The sequence below is a fragment of the Bacillus silvicola genome (assembly GCF_050524305.1).
Lineage (GTDB): Bacteria > Bacillota > Bacilli > Bacillales > Bacillaceae_G > Bacillus_A > Bacillus_A cereus_AT.
On the sequence record NZ_JBNGVC010000012.1, the window covers coordinates 1,464,896 to 1,477,664 of the forward strand.

Genomic DNA, 12,769 nt, shown 5'->3' on the forward strand with positions numbered 1-12,769 from the left:
TGCAGGTCCCCCTTGTGTTACTTATTACGTTTAATATAGTCTAATAAACGTTCAATATCCCATGTGTTAATTACGTTATCTTTTTGAATCCAACCTTTACGTGCTGCTGCTACACCTGTTTCCATATCTTCTAACATTTCAAGTGTATGAGCATCCGTATTAATCGCTACTTTTACACCAGCATCTTGTGCTTGTTTTAATAATTTCGCGCTTAAATCTAGACGGTTTGGGTTTGCATTTAATTCTAAAACTGTATTTGTTTCTTTTGCGAGCTGGATTAATAAATCTGTATCTACATCGTAACCCTCGCGGCGCCCAAGAAGACGACCTGTCGGATGGGCAATCATAGTGACATGCTTATTCTCAAGCGCAGTGCGAAGACGTTTCATAATCGTTTCACGGTCTTGTGAGAAGCTAGAGTGAATCGCTCCAATGACATAATCTAGTTCTGCTAATACTTCATCATCAAAATCAAGCGAGGCATCTGGTAAAATGTCCATTTCAATTCCCCGTAAAATTGTAATGTCTGGATACTTTTCATTCATACGCTCAATTTCTTTCGCTTGCTCGCGAAGACGCTCTTTCGTTAAACCATTCGCTACTTTCAAGTATTGTGAGTGGTCCGTAATCGCCATAAACTTATATCCACGAGCGCGGCATGCTTGTACCATTTCTTCAATTGAAAAGGCACCGTCACTCCATGTTGTATGCATATGTAAATCACCTTGTATGTCAGAGAACTGAATTAAGTTCGGATACTCTTTAATTAATTCAATTTCCTTTCCATCTTCACGTACTTCTGGCGGAATAAACGGAAGACCGAAATGAGCAAAGAACTCCTCTTCTGTTTCAAATGTTTTTACTTCACCTGTTTCCAGATTCTCTACACCGTACTCACTAATTTTCTCACCTTTATCTTTGGCGATTTGGCGCATTTTTACGTTATGATCTTTTGATCCTGTGAAATGGTGAAGAGTTGTAATAAACTCTTCTGGTTTTACTAAGCGGAAATCAATTGAAATATCGTATTCATATTGAAGACGAACAGAGACTTTCGTATCTCCACTTGCAATCACTTCAATCATATTATCAAACTGTAATAAATGTTCACGTACTACTGCTGGCTCCGTCGTTGCAATAATGAAATCTAAATCTTTCACTGTCTCACGAACGCGGCGTAAACTACCAGCGCGAGAGAAACGAATCACTTCAGCAATATTCGACAATTTCTCCTCTATTTCCCCGGCAATAGGCAATACCATCGCAATTGGTAAACGCTCTGGACGAGATCCTACTTGATCAATTGCTTCTAATATTTTCTCTTCTGTTTTCTTACCGAAACCTGCTAAAGCTTGTACTTTATTTTCCTCGCAAACAGCTTTTAGCGATTCCATATCAACAACACCAAGTTCTTTGTATAACTTAGCTACCTTCTTACCACCAAGGCCCGGAAGTTTTAATAACGGTAATAAACTGCTTGGTACTTCTTTTTCAAGTTCCTGTAATACTTCAGATGTTCCCGATTCTATATATTCTTGAATAACTGCTGCTGTTCCTTTTCCAATACCCGGAATCTTCGTGAAATCTTCAATCTCAGAAAGACTACGATCATCACTCTCTAATGCTGCTGCTGCTTTACGGAATGCAGATATTTTAAATGGATTCGCGCCCTTTAGTTCCATAAACAGGCCGATTGTCTCTAATAATTTAATAACTTGTTTTTTATTTATTTTCATCATTGCCCCGCCTTTCTTTCATAGAAAAAAACTTCTCTTTCTGAAAAAAGAGAAGTTATACTTTGCTACCTGTCTGCCATAGCTCCTTCACCTTTTCAGAAAGAATCGGTGTATCGTCTACAATTATTTTGCTAATTGATGATTTTTGTAATGGTGTTTGTATTTGCTCAATTGGAAGGATGTTTCCAACGATAATTAAAACAAACAAAATAATATATACTTCTAAAAATCCGAGGATTGCCCCCGCGAACGCATTGACTTGCTTTAAAACCGGTATTTCTGCAAACATATTTAACAAATTACCAAGTAATGAAAGTGCAATTTTTGTAATAATAAACAATATGATAAACGCAAGTGCTTGATAAAATACTGTTTCAATATTATTTGCATCAATCCATTCTGGAACAGATACGTTTTTATCAAATGGATACGGAATAAATTTCGCAAGCGCTGGCGCTAAATCTTTACAGTACCAGTATGCAACAAGGTATGCGATAATAAAGCTTGTTAACTTTACAAGTTGCAGAATAAACCCTCTGCGTAAGCCGAGGAAAAATCCCATAACAAGCAGTAAAATGATAATAATATCAATCATGTTATTCCATTCCTTTTTTTGTCATACTTTCTTTCAATTTCTCATGTTCTTCTTTTAATTTTATGTAATCGTGTATGACGTTTACCGCCGTCAATACCGCTAGTCTACTCGTGTCAAGCGAAGGATTCTTGGCATTGAGTTCGCGCATTTTATCATCCACAATCGCTGCTACCATGCGGATATGACTTGTACTTTCATCGCCAACAACTGAATATTGCTGACCATAGATTTCTACATTAATTCGACTTTTCTTTCCCTTTTGTTGTGACAACTCACCGGCCTCCAATCACGTACAGAATCCTAAAGTTTATCATACCATGAACCTTCATAATATGGAAACAGAAAGAACAATCCGATATGATAAAAATAACAATATAAAAAAAGGGGTGACCATTATGTCAAATTCTATCGTAATTCAAACAAATTCTACAGTAATTGAAAACATGAAACAACAATATAAACAAGCGCTTAGCCCGAAAATTCCACAAGGCGGGATCTTCATGGCAAAGGTGCCATCTTGCACAATTACAGCGTATAAATCTGGAAAAGTAATGTTCCAAGGAGGCCGCGCTGAAGCAGAAGCTTCTCGTTGGCAAACTGTCTCTCAAACACCGAAAACAGCTGTAAAAAAATCTGTCGATTCACACCGTTATGCACCGCCTACTTCCATCAGTACAATGTCTATCGTAGGGTCAGATGAAGTTGGTACTGGTGATTTCTTCGGACCGATGACAGTAGTTGCTGTATATGTGGATGCAAAGCAAATTCCACTACTAAAAGAACTTGGTGTAAAAGACTCTAAAAACTTAAATGACGATCAAATTACTGCCATTGCAAAACAACTTCTACACGTTGTTCCTTACAGCTCTCTTGTCCTTCACAATGAAAAATATAACGAGCTATTTGATAAAGGAAACAACCAAGGTAAGTTAAAAGCCTTACTACATAATAAAGCTATTACAAACTTATTAGCTAAAATTGCACCTACAAAGCCTGAAGGCGTCTTAATCGATCAATTCACACAACCTGATACATACTACAAATATTTAGCAAAACAAAAACAGGTACAACGTGAAAATGTTTACTTCGCGACGAAAGGCGAAAGCGTCCATTTAGCAGTAGCCGCTGCTTCTATTTTAGCTCGTTACTCATTCGTAAAACAGTTTGACGAACTAAGCAAAAAAGCTGGTATGCCACTTCCAAAAGGTGCCGGTAAACAAGTTGATATTGCCGCTGCTAAATTAATTCAAAAGCTTGGTAAAGAACGATTACCTGAGTTTGTGAAAATGCATTTCGCTAATAAGGAGAAGGCGTTTCGCTTATTAAAATAGTATCGACAAAAACAGGAGCCTACAAACTCCTGTTTTTTGTTTCCCCCTACTATAGGCCTTATATTTTTGTTACAATTATAATATACAGATTATTCTAACATAGGAGGAGTTTCCCATTGCTACTTCTACAAATGATTCTAAATATTTTACTAGGTGATCCACATGAAAGACAATTCGAAATTAGGGGAAATATTCAATTACTCAGTGAGCAGCAGGAGTTTCAAAACTTGATTGAAAGATATGGTAGATCATTCCTATTAAACTTACGAATTCGAAAGTTTATTGGGAAACACGATGCCCGCTTGTTAATACACAATCCAGCAAAACTACAACACTTCTGTAAGGAACTTGAATTTATGATTAGAAAAAGGAGGTATTTCATATGAACGCTGTAAAAGTAAAAAAGGTATTATATGCTTTCGTACACCTCGTAGGTCCACTTTCTTACTTCATTATTTCTACCATTTGGGGAGTTTTTTTCACTACTAAATCCATATTCGAGAATATATCTGATAATCTTGGCGTTATGGCTATCTATTACGTGTTCATTAGCTTAGTGTGGTTTTTCTATTTAGGTCGATTAGACAAAGATGTAGATAAAATCACAAAAGAAATTAACGATAATAAGATGTAATACATAAAAAAGGAGTGTCGCCAAGACTCTCCTTTTTTATGTTAGCTTCGTTTCTGCTTCTTATTAGATGAAGATACTTTATGAGAGCCTGTTTCATGTGTTGTCGTTCCTTGTCCTTCTACTTCTGGAGAACCTAGGCCCGATCTTGAATGATCTTTTTTCACTTTTTTACTCATTTATATTCACCCCTTCGCGTTACTTTTTGCTATGAGGTAATAAACTATGCAAAATAAAAAGCGAGAGGAAATCCTCTCGCTTTTTTCACATTTTAGAATTCAGAAGAACCTGGAGTTCTTGGGAATGGAATTACGTCACGGATGTTAGCCATGCCAGTGATGTACATTAGGAAGCGCTCGAAACCTAGACCGAATCCAGCATGTTTTGTACCGCCGTATTTTCTAAGTTCTAAGTACCACCAGTAATCCTCTTCGTTCATACCTAGTTCTTTAATTCTGTCTACTAAAACGTCCATTCTTTCTTCACGTTGACTGCCACCGATTAATTCGCCGATGCCAGGAACTAGAAGGTCAGTAGCAGCTACTGTTTTACCATCTTCATTAAGACGCATGTAGAATGCTTTAATGTCTTTCGGATAGTCAGTTACAAATACAGGGCGTTTGAAGATTTCTTCTGATAAGTATCTTTCGTGCTCTGTTTGTAAGTCAATACCCCATTCTACTGGGTATTTGAAGTCAGCACCTGACTCTTGAAGCACTTTAATTGCTTCTGTATATGTGATGCGACCGAAGTCAGAGTTAATTACGTTGTTCATGCGCTCTAGAACTGTTTTGTCAACGAAACTGTTGAAGAATTCCATTTCTTCTGGTGCATGCTCTAGTACGTATTTCATTGCATATTTTAGCATATCTTCTGTAAGGTTCATTACGTCACCTAATTCAGCGAATGCAATCTCAGGCTCAACCATCCAGAACTCAGCTGCGTGGCGAGTTGTGTTTGAGTTTTCTGCACGGAATGTAGGTCCGAATGTGTAAACATCACGGAATGCTAACGCATAAGCTTCAGCGTTCAGCTGTCCACTTACTGTTAAGTTTGTTTCTTTACCGAAGAAGTCTTTTGATTCATCAACTTGTCCGTCTTCACCTTTTGGTACGTTGTTTAAATCTTGCGTTGTTACGCGGAACATTTCGCCAGCACCTTCTGTATCACTACCAGTGATGATTGGTGTGTGAACATGTACGAATCCACGCTCTTGGAAGAATTGGTGAATCGCAAATGCTGCGATAGAACGTACACGGAACGTTGCAGAGAATGCATTTGTTCTTGGACGTAAATGAGCGATTGTACGTAAGTATTCAAACGTATGACGCTTCTTTTGAAGTGGGTAATCAGAGTCTGATAAGCCTTCGATATCAATTTTTTCTGCTTTAATTTCAAATGGTTGCTTCGCTCCAGGCGTTGCAATTACTTTACCTTCTACTTTAACTGAAGAGCTAAGTGGAAGTTTTGCAATTTCTTTGAAGTTCTCTAATTCTGTATCGAAAACGATTTGAACGCCTTTGAAGAAGCTACCGTCGTTTAATTCGATGAAACCAAATGCTTTTGAATCACGTAAGTTACGAATCCACCCTGATACTTGTACTGTTTGATCTGCATACTTTTCTGTATCTCTATACAGACTTTTTACTAATGTGTTTTCCATAGTGAAATTCTCCTTTGCTGATATATTTAAATACAAAAAAACCTTTCATCCATAAAGGGACGAAAGGTTAAACTTCGCGGTACCACCCAATTTGTCATAAAGACCAACTTTAACTCGTATGTAATACATACTTCCCGGTTTGTAACAGGCCGGATTCCCGTCTAAGTCTACTCTTGAATACAAGATCCAATTTCGGTTAGCAACTCCAAGGTGTTCTTCATATATACCGCCTCATCAGGCTCTCACCGTCCCTGACTCGCTTTGGATTATAGTATATACTACTTTTCCTTATCATCGTCTTTCGTTTTGTTAAACTAAAATTAATGTACTACATTCGAGGGAAAGATGCAAGATGTCGGAAAATATATCAGTATTTTTCTTTCTTCAACAACATATATTTAAAAGCTTTCCTTGTACAGACCAATCCCCTGCCGTATTATGCTAATTTGCTTCTAATAATGCTTTCATCTTCATTTCTGTATCTTCCTCTGTACGAGGCTGGTAAATTGTAAGCTTTAATTCAGGTGCGTCATAAACCTGGAGTGTGACATGATCCATAATCAACGTTCCAGCGACAGGATGTAAAAGTATTTTCCGACCAATAGGTGTTCCTTGTACTTCATGATTTGACCACCACATACGAAATTCGCTACTTCTTTCCGTAAGTTCTTCAATTATATTTTTAAACCACTCATCCCCAATAAACTGTGTATATGTAGAACGGAACTGTGCAATTAAACGTTGCGCATGGTTTTCCCAGTTTTCAAATAGTTCACGGTATTCTTTTGATGTAAAACAACGCCAAACTGCATTTCGATTTCTCTCATCCATTTCGCCAAAATCACCAAATACAACGCTTGCTGCTTTATTCCAATGAACAATGTTTAGTTTCTCATCAATTACATAAGTAGGACAAAATTGTAATTGATCTAATAGCCCCTCTAAAATCCCATTTATGTGTCCAGCAATCGGTTTCCTTATTTGAGAAGGTAGTGAATGATTTGCTAATAAAAGCAAATGTTTTTTCTCTTCCCCCTCCAACTGAAATACACGAGAAATTGACTCTATAACTTCTTGAGAAACTTGGATATCACGCCCTTGTTCTAACCATGTATACCATGTCAATCCAATTCCAGCTAATTGCGCAACTTCTTCTCGTCTTAATCCTTTTATTCTTCTTCGTTGACCAATTGGTAAATTAAATTGCTCAGGAGTCAACCTAGCGCGGCGGCTTTTTAAAAAATCAGCTAGTTCCTTCCTTCTATCTGCATCGCTTAACATATAATGTTCCCCTTTATTAGTGGTAGTTTTTATACCAGTATAAATACACTCCTATTTTCATTATAAACCTACCTTTATCTTAATAAGTAAAGGAGGTGAATTTTATGATAATAAAAAATACAGAAACGCATTCTTTCGAACTGACACAGCGATTTGTTTTATTCATGGCGATAATATGTGGTTTTACAGTAGCAAACGTGTATATAAATCAAACCCTTTTAGTAAGTATGGCTCATACTTTTCATGTTTCAGAAACTAGAATCGGTATTGCTGCTACTGTAACCCAAGTCGGGTATGCATTAGGAAACCTCTTCCTAGTTCCTTTAGGAGATATGCTTGAGAGAAAAAAATTAATTTTAAGTTTATTGTCCCTCGTTTGTATCAATTTAGCTTTATCCGCTTTATCGACAAGTGCGAATTGGCTAATTGCATCCAATTTTATTCTTGGATTTGTTACAATCATCCCCCAGATTGTAATCCCTTTTGTCTCTCAATACGCCACTGATCAAAATAGGGGGCGAATTTTAGGCAATGTGTCTATCGGTCTAGTTTGCGGCATTTTAGGTGCTCGATTAATTAGTGGATTTATTGATATTCACTTCGGATGGCGAGCTGTTTACGGAAGTTTTTTCATAAGTACATCCATTCTTATTTTATTGGTGAAAATATATTTCCCTAAGGGAGATACGATTCACCACATGCAGTATAAAAAGCTGTTTCATTCTTTCCTTCCACTTTTGTTGCAAGAAAAAATATTGCGAAAGGCTTGTTTAAGTCAAGGAATGATATTTGGAGCTTTTAGTGTCTTTTGGACTACACTTATTTTCTTATTAACCACACCTCCTTATCATTACGGAAGTTCTACTGTTGGATTAATCGGTTTAGTAGGAATAGTAGGGGCATTTGCAACACCTATAATTGGGCGCATTATAGATAAAAAAGGAGCCGTATTTGCTAGTACTTTATGTACATCTATTTCATTTTTTTCTTTTTTACTATTTTTATTTTTAGGGTACTGGTTACCAGGACTAATTATAGGAGCCCTTCTACTTACAGCCAGTACTCAAGCAAATCAAGTCGCTTGTCAAGCACACATTTTCCAATTACACCCTGAGAAACGAAGTAGTTTGAACGGCATATACATGGTGGCTACATTCCTTGGTGGATCTATTGGTTCTTACTTGGGACTACTCGCCTGGAGCAAATGGCAGTGGACCGGAGTATGCATTCTTGGAATTTCCATGATAAGTATTGCAATAATCTCGTTTATAAAAATACCTAACTATACTAGAAAGGGAGATATATGTAATGAAAAATCCTAGTGTAAATTATGAAAAAGGAATGAAAGTTTTAGCAAAAATCGCTCCAGAACATTATCAAAATATTGTAAATAACTTTGCAGATTCTATTGCGCCTGATTTAGGAACATTAGCTGTAGAATTTAACTACGGTCAAATTTTCGCCAGACCAGGTCTTGACTTAAAATCTCGATTACTTGCGACCGTTGCTGGATTAACAGCTTTAGGCAATACTGAGCAGCTAAAATTTTATATAATCGGAGCATTAAACGTCGGATGGACAGAAGAAGAAATCATTGAAGTAATGATGCAAATGATTATTTATGCCGGATTTCCTGTAGCATTAAACACCATTTTAACGGTTGCTACCGAGGTATTTACAGAACGAAAAACAGCTGAAATTTAATTAAAAATAAAAAGGTTGAGCCTCATGTAATTAGCACTCAACCTTTTTATTTAAAAATTACTTACGTAACTCCGCACCAAATTTCTCTTCTACCGCTGTTAATACACGGTTATGTGCTTCTGTTACTTCTTCATCTGTTAATGTACGTTCTGCATCGAAGTAGTTCATAGAGAATGCAAGTGATTTCTTGCCTTCTTCCATTTTTTCACCTTCGTATAAGTCGAATAGTGTTACATCTTTCAGAAGTTCTCCGCCAGCTTCAGCAATGACTTGCTTCATTTCACCAGCTTTTGTTTCTGTTGTTACGACAACAGCCATATCACGTGTCATAGATGGGAAACGTGGAATTGCTGAGTAGTAAGTTTCCTCTGCGTCTGCACCGAATACTTTTACAAGAGATAGTTCGAATACGAATGTATCTTTCACATCTAATTGTTTTTGCGCTTCAGGGTGCAATTGACCGATGAATCCAATTACTTCGCCATCTAATACGATGTCAGCTGTACGTCCCGGGTGCATACCTTCACGTTTTGCTGGTGCATATGTGATTTGGTTAGCAACGCCTAGTACGTCGAATAATCCTTCTAGCACGCCTTTAACAACGAAGAAGTCTACAACTTTCTTCTCACCTTGCCATGCATGGTGAAGAGCAAGACCTGTCATAACACCTGCAAGATGTTGTTCTTCTTTCGGAAGTTCTCCTGCTTCTGTTGGTAAGAAGACAGAACCTACTTCGTATAAAGCAACGCTATCGTTTTTACGTGCAACATTGTATGAAACTGCTTCTAACAATTGTGGCACTAAGCTTAAACGAAGTTGGCTACGCTCTTCGCTCATTGGAAGTGCAAGATTTACAGGAGCTTTTTCGTTTGGCTCAACCATATATTGTTTCGCTTTGTCAGCGCTTGTTAATGAATACGTGATTGCTTCATATAAACCAGCGCCTTCTAGGAAGCGGCGTACTTTACGACGTTTCGTTTGTGCCGATGTTAATTTACCACGTGTCATTGTTCCAGAAGGTAATGTAACTGGAATGTGGTCATAACCGTATAGACGACCCACTTCTTCTACTAAGTCTTCTGAAATTGTAATATCAGGACGACGTGCTGGCACATTTACATGGAATGTTCCTTCTACTTCTGTGAATGGGAATTTTAAGTTTGTGAACATTGTACCCATTTCACTTGCAGAAATATCTGTACCTAATACACGGTTTACTTTTTCAGCAGTAACAGATACTGTACGCTCTTCTACTTGTAAGTTATCAGCTTCTACTACACCTTCAAGTGCTTCACCGCCAGCGTATTTTGCCATTAAAGCAGCTGCATGTTGAATCGCTTCAAATGTGCGTGTTGGGTCAATCCCTTTTTCGAAACGTGCACTTGATTCACTACGAAGACCTAAGTCTTTTGATGTACGGCGCACAGTTTGTCCTGCAAAGTATGCAGACTCGATTAGAACGTTTACTGTGTCATTTGTAACTTCAGAATCAGCTCCGCCCATAACACCAGCAACAGCTAAAGCTTTTGTGCCGTTTGTAATTACAAGGTGGTGGCTTTGTAATGTACGTTCTTGATCATCTAATGTTTCAATTTTTTCGCCTTCTTTTGCAAGACGAACAACGATTTCTTTTGAACCTAATTTATCGTAATCGAATGCATGTAACGGTTGACCGTATTCCATTAAAATGTAGTTTGTAATATCAACAACGTTGCTAATTGGACGAATGCCAGCTGCCATAAGGCGCGTTTGCATCCACATTGGTGATGGACCAATCTTTACGTTCTTAACCATTTTTGTAATATATAATGGGTTTTCTTCTTTCGCTTCTACACTTACAGAAATGTAATCAGAAGTTTTTTCTGCTGTTTCTTGTAAGTCGATAGCTGGAAGTTTCACTTCACGGCCGTAAATAGCGGCTACTTCATATGCAACACCTAACATGTTTAAGCAATCTGCACGGTTTGGTGTTAAACCAAGCTCAAGTACTTCATCGTGTAAGTTTAAAATTTCAAGTGCATCTGCACCAACTTCAGCGTCACTTGGGAAGATGAAGATACCATCTGCATATTCTTTTGAAACTAACTTTCCATCAATACCAAGCTCTTGAAGAGCACAAACCATACCGTGAGAAGCTTCACCGCGTAGTTTTGCTTTTTTAATCTTGAAGTTACCAGGAAGTACAGCGCCAACTTTTGCAACTGGTACTTTTAAACCTTTTGCAATATTAGCAGCACCACAAATAATTTGTACTGGTTCTTCTTCACCGATATCGATTAAGCATTTGCTTAATTTATCAGCTTCTGGGTGTTTTTCACATTCTAATACGTGACCAACTACAACACCTTTTACACCTTTATTTAATACTTCAACGCCTTCTACTTCAATACCACTTTTCGTGATTTTGTCTGCTAGTTCTTGTGCCGTTACATCTTTAATATCTACATACTCTTGTAACCAACGATATGATACGAACATATTTATCCTCTCCTTCCCTTACGCTCGTTTGAATTGTTGTAAGAAACGTACATCATTTGTATAGAAATGACGAATGTCATCTACGCCGTATTTCAACATTGCGATACGCTCTGCGCCCATACCGAATGCGAAACCTTGATATTCTTTTGAATCATAACCAGCCATTTCAAGTACGTTCGGATGAACCATACCTGCGCCTAAAATTTCGATCCAGCCAGTCCCTTTACAAGTGCCGCAACCTTTACCGTGACACATCATACAAGAAATATCCATCTCTACAGATGGCTCTGTGAATGGGAAGAAACTTGGACGAAGACGGATTTCACGGTCTTCACCGAACATCTTTTTCACGAATACTTGCAGTGTACCTTTTAAATCACTCATACGAATGTTTTTATCAATTACAAGACCTTCAATTTGCATGAACTGGTGTGAATGTGTCGCATCATCGTCATCGCGGCGATACACTTTACCAGGACAAATAATTTTGATTGGACCTTTTTCTTTATTATTTTCCATTGTACGTGCTTGCACAGAAGATGTATGTGTACGTAGTAACGTTTCTTCTGTAATGTAGAATGTATCTTGCATATCACGTGCTGGGTGATCTTTCGGTAAGTTTAGTGCCTCGAAGTTGTAGTAGTCTTTTTCTACTTCTGTTCCTTCAGCTACTTCATAACCCATACCGATGAATACATCTTCAATTTGTTCAACAACAGCTGTTAACGGATGGTGACACCCTGTTTCAACAGGACGACCTGGCAGTGTAACATCAATTGTTTCAGTAGCTAATTTCGCTTCAATTACTGCTTTTTCTAAGTTACCAATTTTGTCATCTAGACGCGTTTGAATCGCTTCACGTACTTCATTTACTAATGCTCCCATACGTGGACGCTCTTCTGCTGATAATTTTCCCATGCCGCGTAATACTTCTGTAATTGGGCCTTTTTTTCCTAAATACGCTACGCGTACGTCGTTTAAGCCCTTTAGCTCTTTCGCTTCTTCAATAAGCTCTAACGCTTTTTGCTTTAGCTCTTTTAAACGTGCTTCCATTTGGAACCCTCCTAATTTTAAAAATAAAAAAACCTCGCTCCCAAAAAGGGACGAGGTAAATTCGCGGTACCACCCTAAATTGACAGAACAAGTCTGCCCACTCATTAGTTATAACGATCAATTCTGACCGGAACGCCTTTACATATAAATGGTCCTGGCGTCAACTCCAGAGGTGAATTCACTTCCGTCTACCATAAGAATGCTTTCAGTCTACGGCACTCTCTCCCTATATGGCGATTTTGTAAGCTACTCTTCTCTATCAACGTTTTTCGTTATTTAACTTTTATTGTATGTTCA

13 protein-coding genes and 2 other annotated features are annotated in these 12,769 nt (G+C 37.8%); of the genes, 5 read left to right on the forward strand and 8 right to left on the reverse strand.

Going from position 1 to position 12,769, the window contains the following annotated elements:
* Window positions 1–17: 17 nt before the first annotated feature.
* The 3 genes from polX to zapA are packed head-to-tail and all read right to left on the reverse strand — an operon-like array spanning window position 18 to window position 2,602.
* A complete protein-coding gene (gene polX / locus ACP6L7_RS19570) occupies window positions 18–1,736 on the reverse strand; it encodes a DNA polymerase/3'-5' exonuclease PolX (RefSeq protein ID WP_097832070.1) in 1,719 nt (572 codons plus the stop codon).
* Window positions 1,737–1,791: 55 nt separating this feature from the next.
* Complete coding sequence (locus tag ACP6L7_RS19575) at window positions 1,792–2,331, reverse strand: CvpA family protein (RefSeq protein ID WP_000565410.1); 540 nt, start codon at window positions 2,329–2,331, stop codon at window positions 1,792–1,794.
* A gap of 1 nt (window position 2,332) precedes the next feature.
* Window positions 2,333–2,602 carry a cell division protein ZapA gene (zapA, locus tag ACP6L7_RS19580; RefSeq protein WP_000082701.1) on the reverse strand — a complete coding sequence of 90 codons (270 nt, stop codon included), beginning with the start codon at window positions 2,600–2,602 and terminating at the stop codon, window positions 2,333–2,335.
* A gap of 124 nt (window positions 2,603–2,726) precedes the next feature.
* Here zapA and rnhC point away from each other — a divergent pair, with 124 nt between their 5' ends.
* From rnhC to ACP6L7_RS19595, 3 genes are all read left to right on the forward strand, one after another.
* Complete coding sequence (gene rnhC / locus ACP6L7_RS19585; RefSeq protein WP_097832071.1) at window positions 2,727–3,662, forward strand: ribonuclease HIII; 936 nt, start codon at window positions 2,727–2,729, stop codon at window positions 3,660–3,662.
* 116 nt (window positions 3,663–3,778) lie between these two features.
* Window positions 3,779–4,048, forward strand: a complete 270-nt coding sequence (locus ACP6L7_RS19590) for a hypothetical protein (protein WP_098361818.1) — start codon at window positions 3,779–3,781, stop codon at window positions 4,046–4,048.
* On the forward strand, window positions 4,045–4,296 hold the full coding sequence (locus tag ACP6L7_RS19595; protein ID WP_097832073.1) for a hypothetical protein: 252 nt from the start codon (window positions 4,045–4,047) through the stop codon (window positions 4,294–4,296). The genes ACP6L7_RS19590 and ACP6L7_RS19595 overlap by 4 nt, the downstream gene beginning before the upstream one ends.
* A gap of 41 nt (window positions 4,297–4,337) precedes the next feature.
* Here the strand turns inward: ACP6L7_RS19595 and ACP6L7_RS19600 are convergent, their stop codons facing one another.
* The 3 genes from ACP6L7_RS19600 to ACP6L7_RS19610 all read right to left on the reverse strand — a co-directional run bounded on the left by ACP6L7_RS19600 (window position 4,338) and on the right by ACP6L7_RS19610 (window position 7,237).
* Window positions 4,338–4,472 carry a YuzL family protein gene (locus tag ACP6L7_RS19600; protein WP_000039590.1) on the reverse strand — a complete coding sequence of 45 codons (135 nt, stop codon included), beginning with the start codon at window positions 4,470–4,472 and terminating at the stop codon, window positions 4,338–4,340.
* A gap of 92 nt (window positions 4,473–4,564) precedes the next feature.
* Complete coding sequence (asnS, locus tag ACP6L7_RS19605; RefSeq protein ID WP_097832074.1) at window positions 4,565–5,956, reverse strand: asparagine--tRNA ligase; 1,392 nt, start codon at window positions 5,954–5,956, stop codon at window positions 4,565–4,567.
* A 52-nt stretch (window positions 5,957–6,008) separates the two neighbouring features.
* Window positions 6,009–6,260 (reverse strand) — a binding site (T-box leader).
* 137 nt (window positions 6,261–6,397) lie between these two features.
* Window positions 6,398–7,237 (reverse strand): helix-turn-helix transcriptional regulator, encoded by an 840-nt coding sequence (locus ACP6L7_RS19610; protein WP_097832075.1) that lies wholly within the window; start codon window positions 7,235–7,237, stop codon window positions 6,398–6,400.
* Window positions 7,238–7,341: 104 nt separating this feature from the next.
* Here ACP6L7_RS19610 and ACP6L7_RS19615 point away from each other — a divergent pair, with 104 nt between their 5' ends.
* Both ACP6L7_RS19615 and ACP6L7_RS19620 read left to right on the forward strand, forming a co-directional pair.
* Window positions 7,342–8,559 (forward strand): MFS transporter, encoded by a 1,218-nt coding sequence (locus ACP6L7_RS19615; RefSeq protein ID WP_097832076.1) that lies wholly within the window; start codon window positions 7,342–7,344, stop codon window positions 8,557–8,559.
* Window positions 8,546–8,941 (forward strand): carboxymuconolactone decarboxylase family protein, encoded by a 396-nt coding sequence (locus ACP6L7_RS19620; protein ID WP_097832077.1) that lies wholly within the window; start codon window positions 8,546–8,548, stop codon window positions 8,939–8,941. The genes ACP6L7_RS19615 and ACP6L7_RS19620 overlap by 14 nt, the downstream gene beginning before the upstream one ends.
* A 57-nt stretch (window positions 8,942–8,998) precedes the next feature.
* Here the strand turns inward: ACP6L7_RS19620 and pheT are convergent, their stop codons facing one another.
* Both pheT and pheS read right to left on the reverse strand, forming a co-directional pair.
* Window positions 8,999–11,419 carry a phenylalanine--tRNA ligase subunit beta gene (pheT, locus tag ACP6L7_RS19625; protein WP_097832078.1) on the reverse strand — a complete coding sequence of 807 codons (2,421 nt, stop codon included), beginning with the start codon at window positions 11,417–11,419 and terminating at the stop codon, window positions 8,999–9,001.
* Window positions 11,420–11,437: 18 nt separating this feature from the next.
* Window positions 11,438–12,472, reverse strand: coding sequence for a phenylalanine--tRNA ligase subunit alpha (gene pheS / locus ACP6L7_RS19630; RefSeq protein WP_000388217.1), 1,035 nt, complete (start codon window positions 12,470–12,472; stop codon window positions 11,438–11,440).
* Window positions 12,473–12,515: 43 nt separating this feature from the next.
* Window positions 12,516–12,744 (reverse strand) — a binding site (T-box leader).
* Between the last annotated feature and the right edge of the window lie 25 nt (window positions 12,745–12,769).